General features: G+C 71.3%; 12 protein-coding genes. 7 read left to right on the top strand and 5 right to left on the bottom strand.

The annotated features are described in order from the left end of the window. Nucleotides 1–51 precede the first annotated feature (51 nt). Nucleotides 52–6,729: a DEAD/DEAH box helicase gene (locus EV562_RS10410; RefSeq protein ID WP_133886428.1), complete on the top strand. Its 6,678-nt coding sequence runs from the start codon at nt 52–54 to the stop codon at nt 6,727–6,729. Next, a complete protein-coding gene (locus tag EV562_RS10405) occupies nt 6,726–8,996 on the top strand; it encodes a UvrD-helicase domain-containing protein (RefSeq protein WP_133886427.1) in 2,271 nt (756 codons plus the stop codon). Before EV562_RS10410 ends, EV562_RS10405 begins: the two co-directional genes overlap by 4 nt. A 168-nt stretch (nt 8,997–9,164) precedes the next feature. On the opposite strand, the gene EV562_RS10400 is transcribed toward EV562_RS10405, so the two are convergent. Continuing rightward, complete coding sequence (locus tag EV562_RS10400; protein ID WP_133886426.1) at nt 9,165–10,598, bottom strand: endo-1,4-beta-xylanase; 1,434 nt, start codon at nt 10,596–10,598, stop codon at nt 9,165–9,167. A gap of 483 nt (nt 10,599–11,081) precedes the next feature. Between EV562_RS10400 and EV562_RS10395 the strand changes: the two genes are divergently transcribed. Continuing rightward, the gene (locus EV562_RS10395; protein WP_133886425.1) at nt 11,082–12,506 is read left to right on the top strand and encodes a non-reducing end alpha-L-arabinofuranosidase family hydrolase; all 1,425 of its coding nucleotides are present in this window, start codon (nt 11,082–11,084) and stop codon (nt 12,504–12,506) included. 54 nt (nt 12,507–12,560) lie between these two features. On the opposite strand, the gene EV562_RS10390 is transcribed toward EV562_RS10395, so the two are convergent. The 3 genes from EV562_RS10390 to EV562_RS10380 all read right to left on the bottom strand — a co-directional run bounded on the left by EV562_RS10390 (nt 12,561) and on the right by EV562_RS10380 (nt 16,294). Beyond that, a complete protein-coding gene (locus tag EV562_RS10390; protein ID WP_133886424.1) occupies nt 12,561–13,346 on the bottom strand; it encodes an OBAP family protein in 786 nt (261 codons plus the stop codon). A 133-nt stretch (nt 13,347–13,479) separates the two neighbouring features. Next, nucleotides 13,480–14,685 (bottom strand): acyl-CoA dehydrogenase, encoded by a 1,206-nt coding sequence (locus tag EV562_RS10385; protein ID WP_133886423.1) that lies wholly within the window; start codon nt 14,683–14,685, stop codon nt 13,480–13,482. A gap of 25 nt (nt 14,686–14,710) precedes the next feature. Next, nucleotides 14,711–16,294, bottom strand: coding sequence for an AMP-binding protein (locus EV562_RS10380; RefSeq protein WP_133886422.1), 1,584 nt, complete (start codon nt 16,292–16,294; stop codon nt 14,711–14,713). Nucleotides 16,295–16,434: 140 nt separating this feature from the next. On the opposite strand from EV562_RS10380, the gene EV562_RS10375 reads away from it, so the two are divergent. Further along, nucleotides 16,435–17,031 carry a TetR/AcrR family transcriptional regulator gene (locus tag EV562_RS10375; protein ID WP_133886421.1) on the top strand — a complete coding sequence of 199 codons (597 nt, stop codon included), beginning with the start codon at nt 16,435–16,437 and terminating at the stop codon, nt 17,029–17,031. Here EV562_RS10375 and EV562_RS10370 read toward each other — a convergent pair. Beyond that, nucleotides 16,998–18,776 (bottom strand): MFS transporter, encoded by a 1,779-nt coding sequence (locus EV562_RS10370; protein ID WP_243860019.1) that lies wholly within the window; start codon nt 18,774–18,776, stop codon nt 16,998–17,000. The genes EV562_RS10375 and EV562_RS10370 overlap by 34 nt on opposite strands. Before the next feature lie 104 nt (nt 18,777–18,880). Between EV562_RS10370 and EV562_RS10365 the strand changes: the two genes are divergently transcribed. The 3 genes from EV562_RS10365 to EV562_RS10355 all read left to right on the top strand — a co-directional run bounded on the left by EV562_RS10365 (nt 18,881) and on the right by EV562_RS10355 (nt 23,021). Beyond that, complete coding sequence (locus tag EV562_RS10365) at nt 18,881–20,068, top strand: serine hydrolase (protein WP_166661702.1); 1,188 nt, start codon at nt 18,881–18,883, stop codon at nt 20,066–20,068. Nucleotides 20,069–20,493: 425 nt separating this feature from the next. Continuing rightward, nucleotides 20,494–21,891 (top strand): MFS transporter, encoded by a 1,398-nt coding sequence (locus tag EV562_RS10360; RefSeq protein ID WP_133886420.1) that lies wholly within the window; start codon nt 20,494–20,496, stop codon nt 21,889–21,891. Then, nucleotides 21,888–23,021, top strand: coding sequence for an FAD-dependent monooxygenase (locus tag EV562_RS10355; RefSeq protein WP_133886419.1), 1,134 nt, complete (start codon nt 21,888–21,890; stop codon nt 23,019–23,021). The genes EV562_RS10360 and EV562_RS10355 overlap by 4 nt, the downstream gene beginning before the upstream one ends. Nucleotides 23,022–23,128: the final 107 nt, after the last annotated feature.

Genomic DNA, 23,128 nt, shown 5'->3' with positions numbered 1-23,128 from the left:
AGTTCCCGGACGGGGCACCGTGCCGGGCAAGGAAGACAAGGAGCCACGCGGGTGCGCCCCACTCTCGCCGCCGAACAGGTCGGGGACAGTCTCACCCAGTACCTGACCACTACGTTCGCGCTTGCGGACGAGGGGGAACGGCGTGCTCTGGAGGATTTCCTGCGGGACGAGCGGGACGGCATCTTCCGTGGCCCCTACCTGCGGATCCGTACTCCCTTCAAACCGGCCGGTGACGCGTGGAAGGCGGCGCTGGACTGGGTGCCCGACGGGTTCCAGCCCTACCGGCACCAGGCCCGGGCCTGGCAGCGGCTGTCCACCCTGCACGGCCCCGCCCGGCCCACGCTGATCACCACCGGCACCGGATCGGGCAAGACCGAGTCCTTTCTGGTGCCCGTACTCGACCACTGCCGACGCGCGCGGGCGGCCGGACAGCGAGGTGTCAAGGCGATCCTGCTCTACCCGATGAACGCGCTTGCCACCGACCAGGCCGGGCGGCTCAACGACCAACTCCAGGACCCGCGCCTGGCCCAGGTGTCCGCGGCCCTCTACATCGGTGACGAGCCGGCCGGCGGTTACGCGCGAGTGGAGACCGACCGGGCCCGCATCCGCGGCGAGCGGCCCGACATCATCATCACCAACTACAAGATGCTGGACCTGCTGCTCCAGCGTGCCGAGGACATCCCGCTCTGGCAGGACGAAGCCCTCGCCTATGTCGTGCTCGACGAGTTCCACACCTACGACGGCGCCCAGGGCACGGATGTGGCCATGCTGATGCGCCGCCTCGGAGCAGCCACCGGTAAGGCGCGGCCGGGCCGCCCTCTCGGCGACGTCTGCCCCGTCGCCACCTCGGCGACCCTCGGCGAGAGTGCGCCCTCGGCGACCGGGGCGCTCCGTCTCCCGGCGGCGGAGGGAGGAGGCACCATCCTCGACGTCGCGACCCAGGTCTTCGGCACCAGGTTCGAGCCGGACGCGGTCATCGGCGAGGACCGCATGACGGTCCAGCAGTTCGCCGGCAAGTCGGACTTCACCCTCCCCTTCCCGGCCCCGCAGGATGTCATCTCCCTCGGTGACCCGCTGCGGGAACCGGACGCCATGGATCACCTCGTCGACGCCTTCACCCGCCGCCCCGGCGAGCGCCGCGACCGTCCGCCGACACCGGTCGAACTCGGCAGCATCCTGCGCACCCACCGGCTCACCGCGGCCGTCCTGGAGATCCTGGACGGCCGGCCCAAGACCCGCACCGAGATCATGGACGCGCTGCCGCGCTACGCCTACCACTGGGGCATGGCCGTCCAGCAGCAGCCCGAGGAGGCCGCACAGGCCCTGTCCCGGTTCATCGCCCTCCTCTCCGTCGCCCAAGGACCCGACAGCACCGAGGAGCGGCCGCGCCCCCTGCTGACGGTGGAGGTCCACCAGTGGGTCCGGTCCGTCTCGCGCGTCCTGCGCGGCGTCGGTCCGAAACCGGAGTTCCGCTGGGACGAGGACCGGTCCCGTCAGGAACCGGCCGGCTCCGTCGGCACGGTTGACGCCCGTCCCACCGACGAACCCGAGGCAGCGGTGGCCCTCGATTCCGCCGCACCTCCCGCGAACGTCTTCCTGCCCGCCGTACACTGCCGGCAGTGCGGACGGTCGGGCTGGGCCGCTCTGTCCCGGGAACACGACCGGGCCGAGCTGGAGACGGTCCCGGCGAAAATCCGGCAGGCATCCCTCAGCAGGGACAAACGCCTGGTGCGCCCCCTCATCGCAGCCACGGTCGCCGAGGCCCACCGGGCCGCCTTCGCCCCGGCCGAGGACACCGGCCGACGCGGATCCGTCCTCGTCCTCGACGGCGAGCAGGGCCGGATCCGGCCCATCGACCCGGCCAAGGACTTCGAACGGCCCGACCGGCACGGCGTACGGGCGGCCAAGGGCCTGAGGGACGCCGCGTTCGTCCACGTCGACCTGATGAACGACCAGGCCGCCGCCGACGACCGCTGCCCCCACTGCGCCACCGGCAACGCCATCCGCTTCCTGGGCCGTGGCCTCGCCCCGCTCGCCGCCGCCTCCGTCACCCAGCTGTTCACCGGCGGAGAACTGCCCCCCGGGCCGGAGCAGCGCACACTGCTGTTCAACGACTCCGTGCAGGACGCCGCCCACCGCGCCGGCTTCGTCGCCAGCCGGTCCTACGACTTCTCCCTGCGTGCCCTGCTCGCCGCCCAACTGGACGAGGAGTACGCGCGCCCGCTCAACGACATCGTGGCGGACTGCCTGGCCGAGGTCGTCGACCGCGACGTGCTGGCCGCCGTGGCGCCCCCGGACCTGCACGACATCCAGGGCGTGGACCTGCTGCTGTCCGGCCGCAGCAAGGGCAGTCGCGCCACCTGGCAGCGCATCGGGGAGCGCCTCTCCTTCGCGGCCGTGCTGGAGTTCGGACTGCGCTCCCGTCAGGGCCGCACTCTGGAACTGACCCGCACCGCCGCAGCCGAGGTCGATCTCCCCGACCCTGCCGTCGCCGCCGAACTGGTCCGGGACCTGCTGCGGCGGACACCGGCCATGGTGGCGCTCCCGGACGGGGAGGTGCCGGACGAGGACCGCTACCGCGGCTATGTCCGCGGCATCCTGGAACGGCTGCGCCTGCGGGGGGCCGTGCGCCACCGTTGGCTCGACCCCTGGCTCGACGAGGCGGGAGTACGCCGCTGGCTGGTGTGGGGCGGCAGGCCGCCGGGCATGCCCGCCTTCCCGCCCGGCATCTCGGCGCCCGCCTTCCTCCTCGACCGGGCCAAAGACAGGACTCAGTTCGACACCCTGGGCTCGGCACAGAACTGGTACCAGGACTGGACCACGCGCTGCCTAGGCCTGCCCCGCGACGCCGCCGCGGAGTTCGTCCGCGCACTGCTGCCCCGCCTGGCCGAGGCGGGCATCCTCTGTGTCCGCACGGCCAAGGACGGAGCGACCCGCGTCTACGGACTGCAACCCGGCCACATCCGGATCCGTGCGCTCGCCGACGACGTCCTGGGCGACGCCTACGCGCGCTGTTCCGTCTGCGCGTGGCAGCAGACGGTCCACCCCGAGCGGCTGGACCACTGGCACCGCCAGCCCTGCCCGCGCTACCAGTGTTCCGGCGTCCTGCTCGCCGCCGGGGCACGGAACGCCGACCCCGACAGTGACTCCCTGGCACGCCTGCGCGACTACACCAAGGACTACTACCGGCGGCTGTACCGGGAGACCGGTGCCTACACCGTCGTGACCGCCGAGCACACCGGCGCCCTCACCCGTAAGGAGCGAGAGACGGTCGAGGCCGCCTTCCGTCGCGGCACCCACTACACCGACCCCAACGTGCTGTCCTGCACCCCCACCCTCGAACTCGGCATCGACATCGGCGCCCTGTCGGCCGTCGTGCTCGCCTCCCTGCCCAAGGGGCCGGCGAACTACGTGCAGCGGGTCGGCCGTGCCGGACGGTCCAGCGGCAATGCCTATCTCCTCACCCTCGTCGACCGCGGCCCGCGTGACCTCTACTACCTCCAGGAACCCCGGCAGATGATCGCCGGAGAGATCCACCCGCCCGGCTGCTACCTGTCGGCCGCCGAGATCCTGCGCCGCCAGTATGTGGCCCGGCTGCTCGACCTCGCGGCCCGCGGCCTGCTGCACGGACCCGACGAGGACGGCGCCCCCGAAGTCCTCCCTCTGCCGCGGCAGGCCTCCGCACTGTTCGGCGACACCGGCTGGCTGCACGACCTCACCGACGCCGCACTGGCCCGGGGCCCACATCTGGTGGAGGAGTTCCTGCACCTCTTCGTGGACCAGAAAGACGGGTCCGCGATCGATGAGGAGACAGCGGACACCCTGCGCGCCTTCGCCACCGGCGGCCTGCGCGCGGCCGTCGAGCGGGCCGCCGCCACCTGGGAAGAGCGCCTTACCGACCTGCGTGGGCGCCTCGCCGCGATCGACGAGGCCCGTGCCCAGCTCATCGCCGGTGACCCGGAGCACGTCCGGCAGGACCGTGAACTCAGGGCCGAACGGGCCGCCGTGTCCCGCCGGTTCGCAGAGATCGGCCGGGAGAACGCCCACGGCACCCTGGTCGATCTGGGCCTCCTGCCCAACTACAGCCTGGTGGACGGTGGCACGGAGCTGGAGGCGACGCTCACCTGGAGCGAGGAGGACGAGGCGGGTAACACCGTCTACGACAGCAAGGTCGTCAGCCACGAGCGGGCCGCCAGGCTGGCGCTCACCGACTACGCGCCGGGCAACTTCTTCTACTTCAAAGGCTACAAGCACCGCGTCTCCGGCCTGGACGTCGGCAGCGCCGAACGCCCCAAATGGCTGGTCTGGCGGGTCTGCCCCAACTGCGGTTACGTCCGTACCCACCGGGCCGAGGACGACACCTCCCGCTGTCCCCGCTGCCACACCAGCGCCATCGGCGACCGCGGCTGTCTGCACCGCGTGCTCCAGCCCACCCGCGTCACCTCCCGCGACCGGCGCGACGACGCCCGGGTCCGGGACGAGTCGGACGACCGTGAGCGCCTCACCTACACGGTGGTCACCGCCGTCGACATCCCCACCGAGCACATCGAGACCGCGTGGCGCCATCAACAGGCCACCTTCGGATGGGACTTCAGCCGGCGCGCAGCGGTGCGCGCGTTCAATCTGGGCCAGACGCGCTTCGACGCTCCCGCCACCGACTCCTTCGCCGGCGAGGACGTCCGCCTCAACCCCTTCTATGTCTGCACGCAGTGCGGCGGGGCGACGGCGAAGGGACGGCCGGCGCCGGACCAGTCCCCGGACGCCCTCAGCCCGTCCCTCGCCCGGCGGCCCGACCGGTCCCACCACCGTCCGTGGTGCCCCCGCTTCCGTGGAGGAGGGCGACCGGACGCCGACGTCCCCCTGCTGCTCGCCCACGAACTCCACACCGAAGCCCTGCGCATCCTGCTGCCCGCCGCCACCACCCATGTCGAGGAGCGGTTGTCCTCCTTCAAGGCGCTGCTGCGGGCCGGTATCGCCGAAACCTACGGCGGCAACCCCGACCATCTGGAGGCCGTTGTCGCGTCCATGCCCGACCAGTCGGGCGACGGCGAGATCCGGCGCCGTTTCCTCGTGCTGTACGACACTCTTCCCGGCGGCACCGGCTATCTGCACCGCCTGGCCACCCCGGACACCTTCCGGGAGGTCCTCGATGCGGCACGCCACCGCATCGACACCTGCCCCTGCACCGAGGAGGGCAGGGCGGCCTGCCACCGTTGCCTGCTGCGCCACGTCTCCGGTTCCGAGTACGCACACGTCAGCCGGAAAGCCGCGCTCGGCATGCTGCGCGAGATCCTGGGCGACACGACCGAGGGCTGGCAGGTGACGCCGGCCACGGCCACCCACGAGATCCCCCTCGGGCGTCAGGTGGAGAGCGAACTCGAGGCCCGCTTCCTGGAAGGCCTCGTCGCCTGGGCCCGCCGCAAGGACACCCAGGCGAGCGTCCGGCACGCCCAGGACCCTTCCGGCACCGTCGCCACCGACCTCAGGCTCACCGGCCCGGACGGACACACCGTCGTCCACTGGCAGATCAAGCCACAGGAGGACCTCGGATGGACGCGGCCGGACTTCGTCGCCCGGAGACTGGACGCCGAACCCCTGCGCGTCGCGGTCTACCTCGACGGCTTCCACTACCACGCCTCGGCCGACCACAACCGCATCGCCGAGGACGCCGCCCGGCGCGCCCGGCTCCGCGCCGAGGGCTGGGTCGTCTTCCAGCTGACCTGGACCGACCTGGCGCACTGGGACGGCGACGGGGCGAAGAACGGACGGCCGGCGTGGGAGCCGTACCAGAACAACGCCATGCGCATAGCGGGGCAGGTTCTGCAGGGCCAGTACGGCGGTGATCCGCGCGAACTGCGCGACGCAGTGTGGCAGAACCCGGTGGTGACGCTGCTGAAGTTCCTCGCCGACCCCGACCCCGGGCGCTGGCGGCTGCGTGTCCAGGCGGCGCTGTCCGGCCTGATCGCCCTGCCGGAAGCGGTGCGGACGGCGACGCCGGTCCAGGATGCTGCGGCAGTCATCGACGCCTGCCTCCGCGGCGGGCACACGGCGGAAACCGGCGGCCAAGGACCCCTTCAGGTCGTGCGGGTGACGGACGCGAGCGGCTGTTTGCTGGTGCTGGCCGTCGACATGACTCCCGGGCCGCTCGACGCGGCCTGGACCGGACTCGTCGTCCTCGACGACAGCGCCGATGCCGTCGCCGAGGACCCCGCGGCACACCAGCGCCGTTGGCAGGCCTGGCTGTACTGGGGAAACCTGCTCCAGTTCCTCGGCGGGGGAGACGGCGACGCCCGGCAGCTGGCCGTCGGCGAACTGCCGCTGTTCGACGCCGCACAGCTCACGGTCGCCGCTGGTCCCGCGGGGTGGCGCGACGAGCATTCGCAGATGGTCAGGGACCCGGCCTGGGACGCCGTACTGCCCCTGCTCGACGACGAGGAGCCACACCTTCTCGACCTCGCCCACCGGCTCGCCGACGCGGGCGCCCGCGCGGGCGAGGCGGGATACGAGCTCGGGGCGGCGGGCTGGCAGGCCGAACTCGCCTGGCCGGCGGCACGGGTGGCCGTGGTCCTCGCCGCACAGGAGGAGGACGGGCCCGACTACGAGGCCGCCGACCGGGACCGGGCCTTCGCGGACGCGGGCTGGGACGCCCGTACCGCCGTCCAGTGGGACCCCACCGACCTCGCACGACGTATCACCGGCACGGACCGCACGGGAGCAGACGAACGATGACCACGACCCCCTTTGCCGCACCGACCAAGGTCACCCTGCGCCTGCTGGAGAAGACCGACCGGGAGATCGTCAAACTGGACCGCGCGATCGTCGGCGCCGTCTACAAGTTCCAGCACGACTTCCGTGCCAACCCGCGGCACCCCGGCCTGCGGCTGAAGCAGCTCGAAGGCCACGACCGCTTGTACTCCGCGCGGGTCAACGCCGACTACCGGGCGCTCCTGCTGCACCTGAGCGAGTCCGAGTGGCTACTGGTAGCCGTCAAGCACCGGGGGCACGTGTACGAGAATCTGGACCGTCTCTCGTACGGCATCAACCAGGTCACGGGCAGCATCGACTACGTCGACCTGGAGATCGTCGAGTCCGGCGTGCTGCGCAAGGGCCGCCCGCCCGCGGCACCTGCCGCCTCTTCCACGGCCCCGGCGGAACCGGAGCCCGTGCGGGAGCGACCGCTGTTCGCGAACGTGACGTCACAGCAACTGGCCGATCTCGGTGTGGCGGAGCCCCTCATCCCGGTCGTCGCACGGCTCACCACTGACGAGGAGTTGCTCGGACTGGTCGAGTACGCGCCCCGGCACACCGGGGAGGTGCTGCTGCGTCTGCGTGACGTGCCGTACCAGCAGGTCCTCGAAGAGGTCACCCGACCCGTCGAGGTGAAGGACGTAGACCCGGAGGACTACCGGGCGGCGGTCGAACGCACCGACACGACGGTCATCACGACCGACAAGGATCTCGAAAGCATCATCGAGGAGCGGGACTTCGGGCGCTGGAAGGTCTTCCTGCACCCCACCCAGAAGCGGCTCGTCACCCGCCGGTACTCCGGCCCGGCCCGAGTAGGCGGCGGCCCCGGCACCGGCAAGACGATCGTGGCACTGCATCGAGTGAAGCACCTGGTGGACCGGCTGGGCCCCGGCAACGGCAAGCCGGTCCTGTTCACCACCTTCAACAAGAACCTGGCCGCGGACCTGCGCGCGCGACTGCTCGCTCTCGGCGGGCCCGAGACTCTGGCCCGGGTCGAGATCGCCCACGTCGACCAGCTGGCGACCCGTGTGGTGCGAGAGGCCGATCCGGGCAGCACCAAGAGCCGGATCGACGACACTCGCGCCCTGAACGAGTGGCGTCAGATACTGCTGGAAACCGGCGAGACGAAGTGGGACGCCGAATTCCTGATGGACGAGTGGACACAGGTCATCCTCGGCCAGGCGGTCAACTCCCGGGCCGGTTACTTCAAGGCACGCCGGGCGGGACGGGGCAGGAGCATCACCCGCGCGGACCGGGCCGAGATCTGGCAGCTTTCCGAACGGTTCACCCAGCGGCTCGACGAGAAGAACCTGGAGACCCACCGCCAGGTCGCCGAGCGTGCCGCTCGCCTGGAGATCGAGCGGACGGCGCGGATCGAGGCGGCGGCGCGGGCCCAGGAGGAGCGCGGCGGACTCGGCAACGTGCACGCCGGGTCCGCGACCGGCGCCTGGCAGCGCCATCGCTACCGCCACATCGTCGTCGACGAGGCCCAGGACCTGGCCGCCGCTCACTGGAAGATGTTGCGTGCCATGGTCGCGCCGGGACCGGACGACATCTTCCTGGTCGGCGACACCCACCAGCGCATCTATGACAACCGCGTCACGCTGGGCAGCCTCGGCGTCCACATCCGCGGCCGCTCCGCCAAGCTCACTCTGAGCTACCGGACCACGCACGAGATCCTCAAGTCCGCCCTCCGTGTGCTCGGGGACGAGCACTTCGACGACCTGGACGGTGACGAGGAGACGCTCGCCGGCTACCGCTCGGTGCTGTACGGCAGTGAGCCGGTCGTGCGGTGCACCGACTCCTTCGACGACGAGTTGGACGCGATCACCGAACAGATCAAGGCCTGGCACGACATCCGGCGCGAGGACATCGCCGTCTGCGTACCGACGAACGACATGGTCACCCAGGTCGGGAGCCGTCTGGCAAGGAGCGGCATCGTGTCGACGGAGATCACCGCCGACGGCCCACGCGGTGATGAGGGTGTCCACGTCGGCACGATGTACCGGTTCAAGGGCCTCGAATACCGTCGGATGATCATCGCGGGCGTGCAGCGAGGTCTCGTCCCTAGGGCGTCGGTGGAGGCGCTGCGCCGCACGGACCCGGCTCGCTACCAGGCGGAGTGCAAGCGCGCCCGGTCGCTGCTCTTCGTCGCCGCGACCCGGGCCCGGGACGCGCTGACCCTCGTCTGGCACGGCGAGCCGAGCCCACTGCTGGGAAGCCTCGCCCTGGCTGCCGGCCGCCGGTGAGCGGAGGAGGACGGACGGTGCGGATGACGCGGCCGCGCCGTCGTCCTCAGTGCGTCACCTGCCTTCCGGACCCGTTCGGCGAGGTGCGTCGCGCGTTGCACGGGAGGGGGGAGACGCCGCGCCGTAGCTCGTCATCGTCTTCACTCCCTCGTCAGTGACGGGATGCCGTCAGGAGCGGGTCCAGCGCTGGTTGTTGCTGTTCGAGCAGGAGTAGAGCTGGAGCAGTGTGCCGTTGGCGGTGCCGCTGCCGACGGCGTCGAGGCAGAGGCCGGACTGGACGCCGACGAGGGTCCCGTCGGAGTTGAGGCGCCACTTCTGGTTGTCGCCGCCCCAGCAGCTGTAGATCTGCACCTTGGAGCCGTTGCCGGTGCCGGCGGCGTCCAGGCACTTGTTGCCGTAGACCCGGAACTCACCGGCATCCGTGTACGTCCACTGCTGGTTGGTGCCGCTGTGGCAGTCCCACAGCTGGAGCTGGGTGCCGTCGGTCGTGACGGCGTTGGGCACGTCCAGGCACCGGCCCGAACCGACGCCCTTGATCGAGTTGCCGTCCGCGGGGGGCTCCGAGGTGCCGCCACCGTTGAGTGCGTTGAGGACGGCGGTGTAGGCGGCCTTCTTGCTGCCGTCGTTGTTGAACAGCAGCGGCGTGTCCCCGGAGCGCCAGGAGTCGCTGTCCCGCACACCCCAGACGGTGATGCCGAGGCAGCGCGCGACGGCCAGGCAGTCGTTGGTCACCGCGGCGTAGGTGGCGGCCGAGGCGCCCTGGATGTCGAGTTCGGTGATGGCCACGTCGACGCCGAGGGCGGCGAAGTTCTGCAGGGTGGTGCGGAAGTTGCTGTTGTAGGGGCTGCCGCTGTTGAAGTGCGACTGGAAGCCGACGCAGTCGATCGGCACGCCGCGCTGCTTGAAGTCCTTGACCATGTTGTACATCGCCTGGGTCTTGGCCCAGGTCCAGTTCTCGACGTTGTAGTCGTTGTAGCAGAGCTTGGCGGACGGGTCCGCGGCGCGCGCGGTGCGGAAGGCGACCTCGATCCAGTCGTTGCCGGTGCGCTGCAGGTTGGAGTCGCGCCGGGCGCCCGAACTGCCGTCGGCGAAGGCCTCGTTCACGACGTCCCACTGGGCGATCTTGCCCTTGTAGTGGGCCATCACGCCGTTGATGTGGTCGATCATCGCCTGGCGCAGGGCGCTGCCGCTGAGGCTCTGCATCCAGCCGGGCTGCTGGGAGTGCCAGGCCAGGGTGTGGCCGCGCACCTTCTTGCCGTTCTGCACCGCCCAGTTGTAGACGCGGTCGGCCGAGGTGAAGGTGAACTGGCCCCGCTGCGGCTCGGTGGCGTCGATCTTCATCTCGTTCTCGGCCGTCACCATGTTGAACTCACGGCTCGCGATCGACGTGTACGCCGAGTCGCCGAGCCTGCCCGAGGCGATGGCGGTACCGAAGTAACGGCCGCTCTGCGCCGCGGCGGCACCGAGCGTGCTCTCGGCGGCGTGCGCGGGCGGCGGCGCGACCACTGCGAGCGCCACGCCGAGGACGCCGGCGACCAGCGCGAGCAGCAGGCCGTGGATCCTCCGGCGGACTAAGGGTCTGGCAAGGGCGTACGAGCCCATGACTGAGCCTCCAAGGTAGACGTCACGAAAGGACTGAAGGGCGGGCGGAGCTTCCACACCGTTTTGGGGAGCGTGGTGGGGTCTTCGTAGCGCTCGGTCGGCGGGCCGCCGACAGGAATGATTGAGGCCTTGGTGATGCACCGTCAATGCTTCGGACGGGAGAACTTTTCTGTCCCAGGCCCGAAAGTTTCGAGCAGCCGTGCAAGTGGTCGGCGTGCCACGCTTGATGACCTGCTCTCCGATGCCCCTGTGCGGCGTGGGGTGTTGAGACCCCCAGGGCGCTGTAAAAGTTTCGGCTCTCACGGCGATACGTGCGAGAGGTGTTGACGTCGTTCACCGGCTCCCTATGATGCAGATTGCTCGACACTTCGACCCTAGTTCGGTATATCGAACACACGGTCATGGATTCGCTTATATGTCATGACCTTGCCAATCAACGTCATGACCTGCCGATCGACTCCCACTCAAGGTTGGGGAAGCCCCATGCAGAGACGAAGTTTCAGCCGCAGGCATCCGTCCGCGGTACTCGCCGCCGTGGTCGCGGCCCTGGCCGCGTTGGCGGCGGTGCTCGTCGCGGTCCCGGCCCAGGCCGCCACCTCCGGCGCCCTGCGCGGTGCCGGTTCGGGCCGGTGTCTCGACGTGCCGGGCGCCGTCCAGACCGACGGCTCGCCCCTGCAGCTGTACGACTGCTGGAACGGGACCAACCAGCAGTGGACGCTGACGGACGCCCAGCAGTTGACGGTGTACGGCAACAAGTGCCTGGACGTTCCCGGTCACGCCACCACGGCCGGTACCCCGGTACAGATCTGGAGCTGCTCCGGCGGCGCGAACCAGCAGTGGCGGGTGAACTCCGACGGCACGGTCGTCGGCGTGGAGTCCGGGCTGTGCCTGGAGGCGGCCGGTGCCGGTACGGCCAACGGCACGGCGGTGCAGCTGTGGACGTGCAACGGCGGCAGCAACCAGAAGTGGAGCGGTCTGACCGGGACGCCGCCGACCGACGGCACGTGTGCGCTGCCGTCGACGTACCGCTGGTCGTCGACGGGCGTCCTGGCGCAACCGGCGAACGGCTGGGCCGCGGTGAAGGACTTCACCACCGTCACGCACAACGGCAAGCACCTGGTCTACGCGTCGAACGTGTCGGGATCGTCGTACGGCTCGATGATGTTCGGTCCCTTCACCAACTGGTCGGACATGGCGTCGGCCGGCCAGACCGGGATGAACCAGGCCGCGGTGGCGCCCACGCTGTTCTACTTCGCACCCAAGAACATCTGGGTGCTGGCGTACCAGTGGGGTGCGTGGCCCTTCATCTACCGGACGTCGAGCGACCCCACCAACCCCAACGGCTGGTCCGCTCCGCAACCCCTGTTCACCGGGAGCATCTCCGGATCCGACACCGGACCGATCGACCAGACCCTGATCGCCGACGGCCAGAACATGTACCTGTTCTTCGCCGGGGACAACGGCAAGATCTACCGGGCCAGCATGCCGATCGGGAACTTCCCGGGCAGCTTCGGCTCCTCGTACACGACGATCATGAGCGACACGAAGGCCAACCTCTTCGAGGCCGTACAGGTCTACAAGGTCAAGGGCCAGAACCAGTACCTCATGATCGTCGAGGCCATGGGCGCGAACGGACGCTACTTCCGCTCCTTCACGGCCTCCAGCCTCAACGGGTCGTGGACCCCGCAGGCCACCAGTGAGAGCAACCCCTTCGCGGGCAAGGCCAACAGCGGCGCCACCTGGACCAACGACATCAGCCACGGCGACCTGGTCCGCGACAACCCCGACCAGACCATGACCGTCGACCCCTGCAACCTGCAGTTCCTCTACCAGGGCAAGGACCCGAACGCGGGCGGCGAGTACAACCGTCTGCCGTGGCGGCCGGGCGTCCTCACCCTGCGACGCTGACCTTCCCGGTCCACGCCGGGGCACCGGACGGAAAGGCATGCCGGACCGTGCAGGTCAGCGCTTGAAGTCGGTCTCCTCGACTCGGGTCTGCACGGTCCGGCCGCTCTCCCACATGTTGGCGCCCGGTGCCACCTCCGGCATCGGGATGTCCGCCCGGTTCTCGCGCTTGCCCGGCGTGGAGAGGCCGAGCCGGTCGTCCCGGGCACGGATCATCTCGTCCGACGCCTGCCCGTCCCCGGTGAAGCCCATCATCAGCTGGGGGATGCCGTAGGGGAAGTCGTCGCGGTCGTACTGCCAGGTGTGGAAGGTCTTCCCGTAGGTGGTGACGAGGTCCTCGAAGTAGGCGTGCTCGGCCAGCTCGGGGATGCCCGGGGCGGTGAGGCTGCCGGACTTCACCTCGTAGTGGTGGCTGTGCCAGAGCCGCTTCTCGTCCTCGGGCAGGCCGCGGAAGCGCTCCTCGCTGATGATGTACTCGATGCCGATCAGACGGGCGTCGGGCGCGTTGCGGTCGAAGATGACGCACTGGTGCAGGTCGTGCCGCAGGTGGATGCAGAAGTGCGTGGCCTCCACCTGGCGGCCCATGTCGTCGGCGTACATGTGGAAGCCGTTGAGGTAGGTGCTCATCGCCTCCAGCGGGTACTTCCGCTGGAGCGAGCCGGCGGCCAGGTCCAGCACGCGGTGCTTGAGCGGGTGGCCCTTGCCGATCTTGCCGGCAGTGGCGGCTCTGCGGCCGATCAGGAGGCCGACCGCGGCCGTCACGCCTGCCGCGGCGCCGATGCCGATGCTCGCGGCCGCGCCCAGTCCGGAACCGCGCGCATGCGAGCCCTGTGTGAATGCCATGCGCGGCGAGTGCCCGACGCCGGGCGGACGTAACGCCCGACGGCTGAGGCGGGGAGCCCGATCGGATCGGCGGCCGGCGCGGCACCCTCGGAGCCGCTGATCACTCAGGGAGGTGTCGGGGCGTCTCCCCGGCTCAGTGCTGGAAGGCGAGGAGTTTTGCGATGCCGTTGCGCTGGATCTCGGACGTGCCGGTGAGGACCCGGAACATACGGATCTTGCGGAACAGGTACTCGACCTCGTTGCCCTGTGTGAGCCCCTCCTTGCCGTGGATCTGCACGGCCTGGTCGAGGATGCGGAAGGCGGACTCGGCGACGAAGAGCTTGCACATGAAGGCCTCGGCCGGGACCTCCTTGCCCTGGTCGAGGGCGGCGAGCGCCGCGTAGGTCATGGAGCGCGCGGCGTACAGCTCGGTGGCCATGTCGGCGACCTTGTGCTGGATGGCCTGGAGCATGAGCAGCGGCTGACCGGCGACCTGGCGGGTGCGGGTCCGGTCCAGGGTGAGCCGGAGGGCGCGGCGGGTGGCACCCAGCACGGTGGGGCAGTGCAGGAGGCGGTTGGTGGTGACCCGGCCGAGGGCGATGCGCATGCCCTCGCCCTCGGCGCCGAGGAGGTTCGCGGCGGGCACGTAGCAGTCGTCGAGGACGACGTCGCTCTCTATGTGCTCGCCGGACATCGGCGTCGCGCCGTCCTCGACACGGCAGCCGGGGCTGTCGAGGTCCACGAGGAAGGCGGAGAACCGGGGCTTGTCGCCCTCCCGTTCCCCGGTCCCGGCCATCCGGGCCACGACGATCGCGAAGTCGGCGAAGGGCCCCGCGGAGGAGAAGACCTTGTGGCCGGTCAGCCGGTAGCCGTCGCGGCCGCCGTCGGTGTCGCGCACGGCGACGGTGCGCATGGAGCGGACGTCGGAGCCCGCGTCGGTCTCGGTGAGGGAGAAGCAGCAGGCCCGCTCGCCGCGGATCAGCGGCAGCAGGTAGGTGTCCAACTGCCTGGGTGTGGCGTGCTTGAGGATGTCGCCGGCGCGCAGCGGTCCGCCCATGTCGCCGAGGACGCAGTGCGACAGGACGCGTCCGCTGGCACCCACCTCCTCCTTGAGGGCGGCCAGTTGGGTGTACGTGAGGTCCTGGCCGCCGTACTCCTCGGGCAGGTGGATGCCGTAGAAGCCCAGTTCGCGGCTGCGTCGCCAGACCGGTTCGAGGTCGGCGCGGGTGAGGCGGGTGGCGTGGGTGATGCCGCGTTCGCGCTCGTAGTCGGCCAGCTCGCCGTCCAGGTAGTGGCGCAGGCGCTCGACCAGTTCGGCGGTGCGCGGATCGTCGTGGACGGGATGCAGGGAGAAGGTCACTGCGGAACTCCTGGGAGGTGACGGGTCAGTTGACGCGGCGGGTGGTGTCGGCCCAGTACGGTTCGCGGACCGCCTTGCGGTCGAGCTTGCCGTTGCGGTTGTGGGGGAGCGAGGCCGTGAACTCGACCGAGCGCGGCTTCTTGAAGCGGTCCAGGCGGTCGGCGCAGAAGGCGATCAGCTCGTCGGCGGTGACCGCGCTCCCGGCCCGGCGGACCACGACGGCCTTGACGGCCTCGCCCCACTGCTCGTCGGGGACGCCGACGACACACGTCTCCTCGACGGCGGGGTGCTCGTAGAGGGCGGCCTCGACCTCGGTGCAGTAGATGTTGAACCCGCCCGAGATGATCATGTCCTTCTTGCGGTCGACGAGGAACAGGTATCCGTCCTCCCGCATCCACGCCAGGTCCCCGGTGTGCACCCAGCCGTCGCGGAACGTCTCGGCCGACAGCTCCGGCTCCCGCCAGTACTCCCGTACGCAGTCGGGTCCGCGCACGATGACCTCGCCGACCTCGCGCGGGGCCAGCTCCCGGCCCGCCTCGTCGACGACGCGTATCTCGGTGTCGTACGTGGCCCGGCCGCACGACTGGAGGAGTTCCGCGTCCTCCTTCACGGCGTGGGCGATCTCCGCGCCGCTGAGGCCCGCGACCACGCTGGTGGTCTCGCCGAGGCCGTAGCCCTGGGCCACCACTGGGCCGAAGAACTCGACCGCGTCGCGCAGACGCTGGGGCGAGATGGGCGCGCCGCCCACGCGCACGCTGGTGAGCGAGGAGAGGTCGTGGCCGGCGGCGCCGGGGTGGGCGAGCACCGTGTTCACCATGGCCGGTACGAGGAAGGTGGCGGTGATGCGCTCCTTCTCGACCGTCTCCAGGAAGCTCTGCGGGCTCCAGGACGGCAGGACGTACGTCGTCGAACCGCCGAACACGCCCGCCAGCAGGCCCATTCCGGTGGCGTGGGTGATGGGGCCGCAGGCGAGGTAGCGGGTGCCGGGGCGGGGGCGCGACTCGTCGGACATCAGCAGCTTGCGCATGTTGGCGAGCCGGTTGCCGACGGTCTGCACCGCGGCCTTCAGCGCCCCGGTGGAGCCGGAGGTGAAGTTCAGGACGCAGGGCTGGTCCTCGTCCACCTCCACGAGGGCCGGGCCCTCGTGGCTCCCGCCGCTCCCGGCGCCCTCTTCGAGGAGCGCGGTGTACGGGACCTCGTCGGGTCCCGCGTCCGCCGGGGCGTCCAGCGGTACCGGCAGGCAGCCCGTACCGGACGCGGCGATGGCGGCCAGGGCGTCCTCGCGGTGGGCGGCGTCGAAGATCAGGGCACGGACCGGGGCGTAGCGCAGGATGTGCTCGATCTCGCCGCGCCCGAGGCGCGCGTTGACCGGTGCGCGCGTCAACCCGGCCTTGTACAGGGCGAACTCCACCTCCACCAGCTCGCCGCGGTTCCAGGCGAGCGAGGCCACCGCGTCGCCGGGCCGCAGGCCCCGGGCGGTGAGGGCGGCGGCCAGGCGGCCGGTCGCACGGTCCAGCTCCGCGAAGGTCCAGGAACGGTCACCGCACACGAGGGCCGGAGCATCGGGCCAGTAGCGGGCGCTGCGCGTCAGGTAGGTGCCGAGATTCATGGGACGGCCTGCTTCCGTGAGCGGAGAGACAGAAACTTAACACTGAGGATGTTTGCAGACAGGTTGTTCATTAACTGGCCGGGTGTCAAGGGGCACCTACACTGGGCACCGCACCGGGCGGGACGACGGAGGAGGGCCCCATGGCCGAGGACAGACGGACGAGACGGTCACGCCGTGCCCTGGGGGCAGCCCTGATCGAACTGGTCCTGGAGCGCGGCTTCACCGCGCTGACCGTGGAGGACATCACCGAGCGGGCGGACGTGGCCCGCGCCACCTTCTACGCCCACTTCCGGGACAAGGAGGACCTGTTCGCCCGGGTGACGGCGGATCTGCTGGCCGGACTCTCCGACCGGCTGACCCCCGCGATGGCCGACAGCGCGGTCGGTTTCACCGGCAAGCCGGTCCTGGAGATGCTGCGGCACGCGCGCGAGGAGCGCGACCTGTACCGGATCGTGCTGCGCGGCGAGGGCGACGGCAAGCCGCTGCAGATGTTCTCCGACGCCTGCGCCCGCGCGACGGCCGAGGAGTTCCGCGCCCGCGCGGAGCGCAACGCCGTGCAGCCCCGCATCGACCCCGAGCTGCTCGCCCGGGTGTGGGTGGGCGAGCAACTCGGAGTGCTGCGCTGGTGGGTGGAGCAGGAGACGCCGTCCCTGCCCGCGGAGGAGGTCGTGCGCATGCTGCTCGACCTGGCGATGCGTGGCCGTTACTGGGCCAGCGGCTTCGACCCGTCCGCCTGAGCGGCCCGCGCCCGGGGGGCGTCTCCGCGATGCTCCTCTCCCTGGCGGTCGTCCGCCCGGGAGCCGTCCGCGTGCCGGTCGTCTTCCCGGCGGCGGTCCGCGCACGGGACGCCCGCGCGTGCGCCCTGCGGCGGCTTGCCGCCCGCTCGCGCGCTGTCCGGGCGTGTGCCTTCGGTCCTCGGGTCGTCCGCTCGCGCGCCGCCAGGCCGTCTGCCGTCCGTCCGTGTGCCGTCCGCCTGCGTGCCGCCGGGCCATGTCCCGTCCGTCCGCGGGTCCTCCGCCTGCGGGTCGTCCGCACGCGCGCCGCCAGGTCGCGTGCCGTCCGTCCGCGTGCCGCCGGGCCGCGTGGCGTCCACCGACGCGCCGTCCGTTCGCGCGCCGTCCGTTCGCGGGCCGTCCGCCTGCGGAGGCAGGCCCAGCCGTCGCGCGTCACGTTCCGGCCGGATGGTGAACAGCGCGAGGAGTCCGCAGACCAGCATGACGGCGGCGGACAGCAGGAAGGCGTGGGTGTAGCCGGCGTCGGGGGAGGACGCCGAGTCCAGCAGGCGCCCGGTCACATAGGGGGCCACGAGGCTCGGGAGGGTGCCGGTCGCGGCGACGACGCCGAAGACCGCCCCGCGCTGCACCGGCGGGACCACGGCGGACGTGGTCATGTAGTGCAGCGGGAAGACGATGGCGTGGCCGCCGAACGCCAGGCCGAGCAGGACGAGATGGGCCGCCGTTCCGTCCACGAAGGGGAAGACGGCCATGGCCAGGGCCGCCAGGAGCACCGCGATCCCCTGGGGGGCGCCGCTCGACCAGCGGGCCGACCGGCCCCGGCGGCGGAGGCGGTCCACCAGCGGGGGCACCGACAGCAGCAGGACCAGGCTGAACCCGGAGATCGCGCTGATCAGCCCGGCGGCACCGCCCGGCGTCAGGTCCAGCTGCGTGCGCAGGTAGACGGGCAGCCAGGCGTGGCTCAACGCCAGCGCCCAGGAGGCGCCGAAGGCGCCGGCGATGCTGCCGAGCACTGTGCCGTTCAGCAGCAGGCGCCGGTACGGCAGCCGCTCCCGCGGTGCGGGGGCGAGGGTGCGGTCGGGCGGTGCCGGGGTGTGCGCGGCCGGCGTGCGGTCCTCGCCGTAGGGGCCGTCGTGCCCCAGCTTCCACCAGGCCAGGCTCCACACCACGCTCGTCACCGCCAGCACCATGAAGGCGGAGCGCCACCCGAAACCGGTGATCAGCCAGGTCACGACCGGCGCCGCGAACAGCGTGCCCAGCGCGGCACCGCTGATCTGCAGCGCCGACGGCAGGCCCCGCAGGTTCGCCGGGAACCACTTGTACAGGGCGTGCATCGACATCGAGGCCGCCGGTCCCTCCGCCGCACCGAGCAGCACGCGCCCGGCCACCAGTGCCGGCACCGACGCCACGAAGAGCACGGGCAGTTGGGCGACCGCCCAGACGACGGCCATCGTGAACAGCAGCACCCGGCTGGAGACGCGCGCCGACACGAAGCCGACGACCAGGCCGGACAGGCTGAACAGCAGGGCGAACGAACTGGAGATCATCCCGTACGTGCTGTTGCTGATGTCCAGCTCGTCCATGATCGGCACCGCCGCCAGACCGAGCACGGACTTGTCCGCGTAGTTGATCAGCATGAACGCCACGATCATCGCGGTGATCAGCCAGGCCCGTCGGCGGTCGAACGCGGGGTGCGGTGGTGCCGTGGCGGGCTCACCGGGCGGCGCGGGCGTGGACGGTTCGACCATGGGGCTCTCCTGCGGCTCTGGAGGAAGGACTCTGTCCCCCGATGTCGAACAGGTTGTACGTTAGCGGCGTCATTGTTCAAGACTCTGGAGTGGGGGAGTTGTCCATGAACGACACGACGAACGACACGACGCGGCTGGGTGATCTCCGATGGACCCGCGGCTACACGGACCCCGGCTGGATCCGCCGCTTCACGTCCGCCGGCCGTGAAATGGCCCCCAGCCGCCGTGTGTGGCGCGGCCCGGAGCCCGCCCGTGCCCTGCCCGAGCGCCCCGTCGACCTGCACGCCCTCGACCTCGCACTCGGCGGCACCACGGCCAAGCTGGAGGACCTGTTCAGCGCGGCCGAGACGGACGCGTTCCTGGTGCTGCACCGGGGCGCGATCGTCCACGAGACCTACCGGCACGGCACCGAGGCGCACACCCCGCACTTCAACGCCTCGGCGGCCAAGTCGTACATCGGGCTGATGGCGGCGACCCTGGCGCACCAAGGGCTCCTGGACCGGTCCGCCCCCGTCCACGCCTACGTCCCCGAACTCGCCGGGACCGCCTTCGGCGACGCCTCCGTCCAGGACCTGCTGCACATGGGCACCCAGGTCGGTTACGCGGGCCGCCCCTTCGACAAGGCGATCGAGGCCCAGCGGTACCACGCCGTCATCGCCCCGCAGCTGCGGCCGTTCGGATACACCGGCCCCACCACCATCCGCGAACACCTCCTGACCGCCCGCGCCACCGGCCGGCCGGGAATCGCCTTCCGCTACGAGAACGGCAACGTCGAGGCCCTGGCCGAGGTCCTGCGCCGGGTCACCGGGCTCACCACCTCCGCGCTGCTCGGCGAGATGATCTGGTCGAAGATCGGCGCCGAGGAGGACGCCTACTACGTCCTCGACGGCGAGGGCGTAGAGGCGGCCTGCGGGGGCTTCAGCGCCACGGCGCGCGACGTCGCCCGCCTCGGCGAGATGCTGCGGTGCGGCGGAGCGGTGGGCGCCCGCCAGGTCGTGCCCGAGGAGGTGGCGACGACGATCGCCGACGGGGTGCCCGAGGGCCATCCCCGCCGGGTGCGGTTCCCCGCCGCACGACCCGACTCGCCGGCCACGCTCTCCTACCACGACCTGTGGTGGATCCCGAACGACCCGTACGGCTCCTACCTGGCCAGCGGCATCCACGGGCAGCGGCTCCTGGTCTCGCCCGGCCTCGACATGGTCGCCGTGCACTTCGGCTCGCAGGTCGTCTCCCCGGCCGTACCGGCCGCGCCGCTGCTCCAGGCCTTCCTGCGGATCGGCACCCACCTCTGACCGGCACCCACCTCTGACCGGCACCCACCTCTGATCGGCACCCACCTCTGACCGGCACCCACCTCTGATCGGCACCCACCTCTGACCGGCACCCACCTCTGATCGGCACCCACCCCTGACCGGCACCCACCTCTGACCGGCACCCACCCCTGACCGGGCCCACCGCTGTCCGGCACCCCACCGCTATTCCGCACCCACCCCTGCCCGGCTCGGCCGCCGTCACCCCCTACCCCGGTAGCACCCCCAGCTTGGCTCCCGGGTATGACGCCCGGTGCGCGGGCGTCACCGCACCCTGCCTCCCGTCACCCAAGGGCCGCCGTACCACCCGAGGACGGCGCCCGCACGGACGAGGAGGCGGGGATGACGACCCGACAGGAAGAACACGACACCGGCGAGCCGGCCGGCGCGGCCGCGGCAGGACGCCCATGACCACCGCCCTGGCCCCGCCGGCCCGCGTCAGCAGGGCCGCGGTCGGCGCCCTCGGCCTGCTGGCGCTGTCCACCGGCGCCCTGGAGTCGGTGGTGTCACCGACGATCCCGCTCCTGGAACGCGAACTGGACATGAGCCAGTCCGAGGGGGCCCTGCTCAGCATCGTCCTGCTCATCACCGGCGCGCTCGTCACCCCCCTCGCGGGCAAGTTCGGCGACCGCTACGGCGGCAAGAAGGTCCTGATCCGCCTGATGGCGGTGGTCTCGGTCGGCGGCACGGTGTCCGCCCTGGCCCCGAACCTGCCCGTGCTGCTGCTCGGTCAGGTCCTGCAGGGCGCGATGATCGGCGCGCTGCCCCTGTCGTTCGTCGTGGTCCGCAGGCACCTGCCGGCCGGCGAGTCCAAGGTGGCCATCGGAGTGGTCAGCGGGCTCTTCGTCGGCGGGTCGATGGCCGGCATGCTGTCGGCCGGTCCGGTGGCGGAACAGCTCTCCCGGCACTGGATGTTCGCGCTGCCGACCGGCGCGGTCCTCGGATCCACCCTGCTCGTGAACCGGCTGATGCCCGCCGATCCGCCGGGCCGGACGGACGGCGCCGGGATCGACTGGCCCGGCCTGCTGCTCCTGAGCGGGATGCTGACCACCCTCATGCTCGTCCTCGCGCTGGCGCCCGAAGCGGCCGCGCAACCGGTCGTGTTCGTCGTCCTCGCACTGGTGCTGGCCGCGTTCGTCACCGGGTGGGTGCGGGTCGAACGGCGAGCGGCGTCACCGATGATCGACCTGCGCATGCTGGCCCGGCCCGCGATCTGGAAGGCGTGCCTGCTGACGTTCGTGATCTGCCTCGGCACCGCGATGGCGGTCTATCTCGTACCGCAGCTGCTCGACGAGCGCGGTGACGGGTACGGATTCGGGGCGAGCGCCACCGAGATCGGCTTGTTCCTGCTGCCCGGCGCCGTCGCCGCGACGCTGGCCGGACCGCTAGGCGGGATCGGGGACCGGCGTTTCGGCTCGCGCGCCGTGGTGAACACCGGCGTCGTCATGATGGCCGGGTCCCTGGTCGCCGTGGCGGCCGTGCACTCCGAGATCTGGCACCTCGTCGTCGGCAAGGCGCTGATCGCGCTGGCCAACGGCCTGTGCGTCACCGCGCTGATGACCAGCACCGCCACCGCGGTCGACCGGAACGACACCGGCATCGCCACCAGCCTCATCCTGGTCAGCCGCGTCCTCGGCTACGCCGTCGGCGGGCAGCTCGGCGGCGCGCTCCTCACCGCGGCCACCCCTTCCGGGTCGGAGGTCGCCGCCGAATCGGCGTACGTCACCGGATTCGTCGTCGCCGGCGTCGTCACGTCGCTGGCCCTGTTCGTCACCCGCACCCTGCGCAAGGGAGTCACCGCATGAACCGCACCACGCCCAGGCCCGAGGTCCTCGTCTCCGGCGCGAGCATCGCCGGCCCCGCCCTGGCCTACTGGCTCCACCGCCACGGATACGCGGTCACCGTGGTCGAGAAGGCACCGACCGTGCGCAGCGGCGGCTACCCCGTCGACGTACGCGGCGCCGCACTCGACGTCGTGGAGAAGATGGGCCTCCTGCCGCAACTGCGCGACGCGCACATCGACCTGCGACGGATCACCTTCCTGGACGGGGACGGCGACGAGGTGACCTCGCTCCACCCGCACGCCGTCACCGGCGGGGTGACCGGACGTGACCTGGAGATACGGCGCGGCGACCTGACGGACGCGCTGTACGCGGCGGTCCGGGACGACGTGGAGTTCCTGTTCGACGACTCCATCGACACCCTCGACCAGACCGGGCACGGCGTCGACGTCACCTTCCGCGGCGGCGGCAGCCGCACGTTCGACCTGGTCTTCGGCGCGGACGGCATGCACTCGCGCACCCGGGAGATGCTGTTCGGTCCCGAGGAGCGGTTCCACCGGTACCTCGGTCACTGCTTCGCCGTGTTCACCGTGCCCAACACCCTCGGCCTCTCCCACGAGACGGTCCTGTGGAACACCCCGGGCAGGGCCGCCGCCCTCTACGCCGTGGGCGACGACGACGAAGTGCACGCCTTCCTGACCTTCGCCCGGCCCGAGCCGCCCCAGGAGGCCGCCGGGGATCCGCAGGCCCGACGGGCGCTCGTCGCCGATGCGTTCACCGACGCGGGTTGGAAGGTCCCGGACATCCTGGCCGCCCTCCACGACGCGGACGACGTGTTCTTCGACGCGGTCGGCCAGATCCGCATGCCTCGCTGGTCCCACGGCCGGGTCGCGCTGCTGGGCGACGCCGCGCACGCCCCCTCGTTCCTCACCGGTCAGGGCACCAGCCTCGCCCTGACCGGCGCGTACCACCTCGCCCGCTCCCTGGCGGGCCGGGACCACGCCGAGGGCTTCGCCGCCTACGAGCACGGCACGCGCGACCTGGTGACCCGCACCCAGGACCGGGTCGGCGAGGGCGCCGGCACCCTCTTCCCGGCCACGAGGCAGGCTTTGGAGCGGCGCAACGAACGGCTGCGCGGCCTCGGCGGCCGATGACCGGGGCGAGCGAACGAGGCGTCCGGACTCGGGACCTCCCCGTCCTCGGCACCGGGCCACCACGGCAACGCCGCCGTCCCGGAGGGGGACGGCGGCGAAGGGACGCG

Source organism: Streptomyces sp. BK208 (assembly GCF_004364245.1).
In the GTDB taxonomy this organism is placed as follows: Bacteria; Actinomycetota; Actinomycetes; order Streptomycetales; family Streptomycetaceae; genus Streptomyces.
Note: the sequence above shows the minus strand (reverse complement) of the source record. Positions and strands in the feature narration are given on the sequence as shown.

What these genes read in the sequence shown, in the direction of transcription:
- EV562_RS10405 (WP_133886427.1), top strand. Translation starts at nt 6,726, where the DNA reads ATGACCACGACCCCCTTTGCCGCACCGACCAAGGTCACCCTGCGCCTG.
- EV562_RS10400 (WP_133886426.1), bottom strand. Translation starts at nt 10,598, where the DNA reads ATGGGCTCGTACGCCCTTGCCAGACCCTTAGTCCGCCGGAGGATCCAC.
- EV562_RS10395 (WP_133886425.1), top strand. Translation starts at nt 11,082, where the DNA reads ATGCAGAGACGAAGTTTCAGCCGCAGGCATCCGTCCGCGGTACTCGCC.
- EV562_RS10390 (WP_133886424.1), bottom strand. Translation starts at nt 13,346, where the DNA reads ATGGCATTCACACAGGGCTCGCATGCGCGCGGTTCCGGACTGGGCGCG.
- EV562_RS10380 (WP_133886422.1), bottom strand. Translation starts at nt 16,294, where the DNA reads ATGAATCTCGGCACCTACCTGACGCGCAGCGCCCGCTACTGGCCCGAT.
- EV562_RS10375 (WP_133886421.1), top strand. Translation starts at nt 16,435, where the DNA reads ATGGCCGAGGACAGACGGACGAGACGGTCACGCCGTGCCCTGGGGGCA.
- EV562_RS10370 (WP_243860019.1), bottom strand. Translation starts at nt 18,776, where the DNA reads ATGGTCGAACCGTCCACGCCCGCGCCGCCCGGTGAGCCCGCCACGGCA.
- EV562_RS10365 (WP_166661702.1), top strand. Translation starts at nt 18,881, where the DNA reads ATGAACGACACGACGAACGACACGACGCGGCTGGGTGATCTCCGATGG.
- EV562_RS10360 (WP_133886420.1), top strand. Translation starts at nt 20,494, where the DNA reads ATGACCACCGCCCTGGCCCCGCCGGCCCGCGTCAGCAGGGCCGCGGTC.
- EV562_RS10355 (WP_133886419.1), top strand. Translation starts at nt 21,888, where the DNA reads ATGAACCGCACCACGCCCAGGCCCGAGGTCCTCGTCTCCGGCGCGAGC.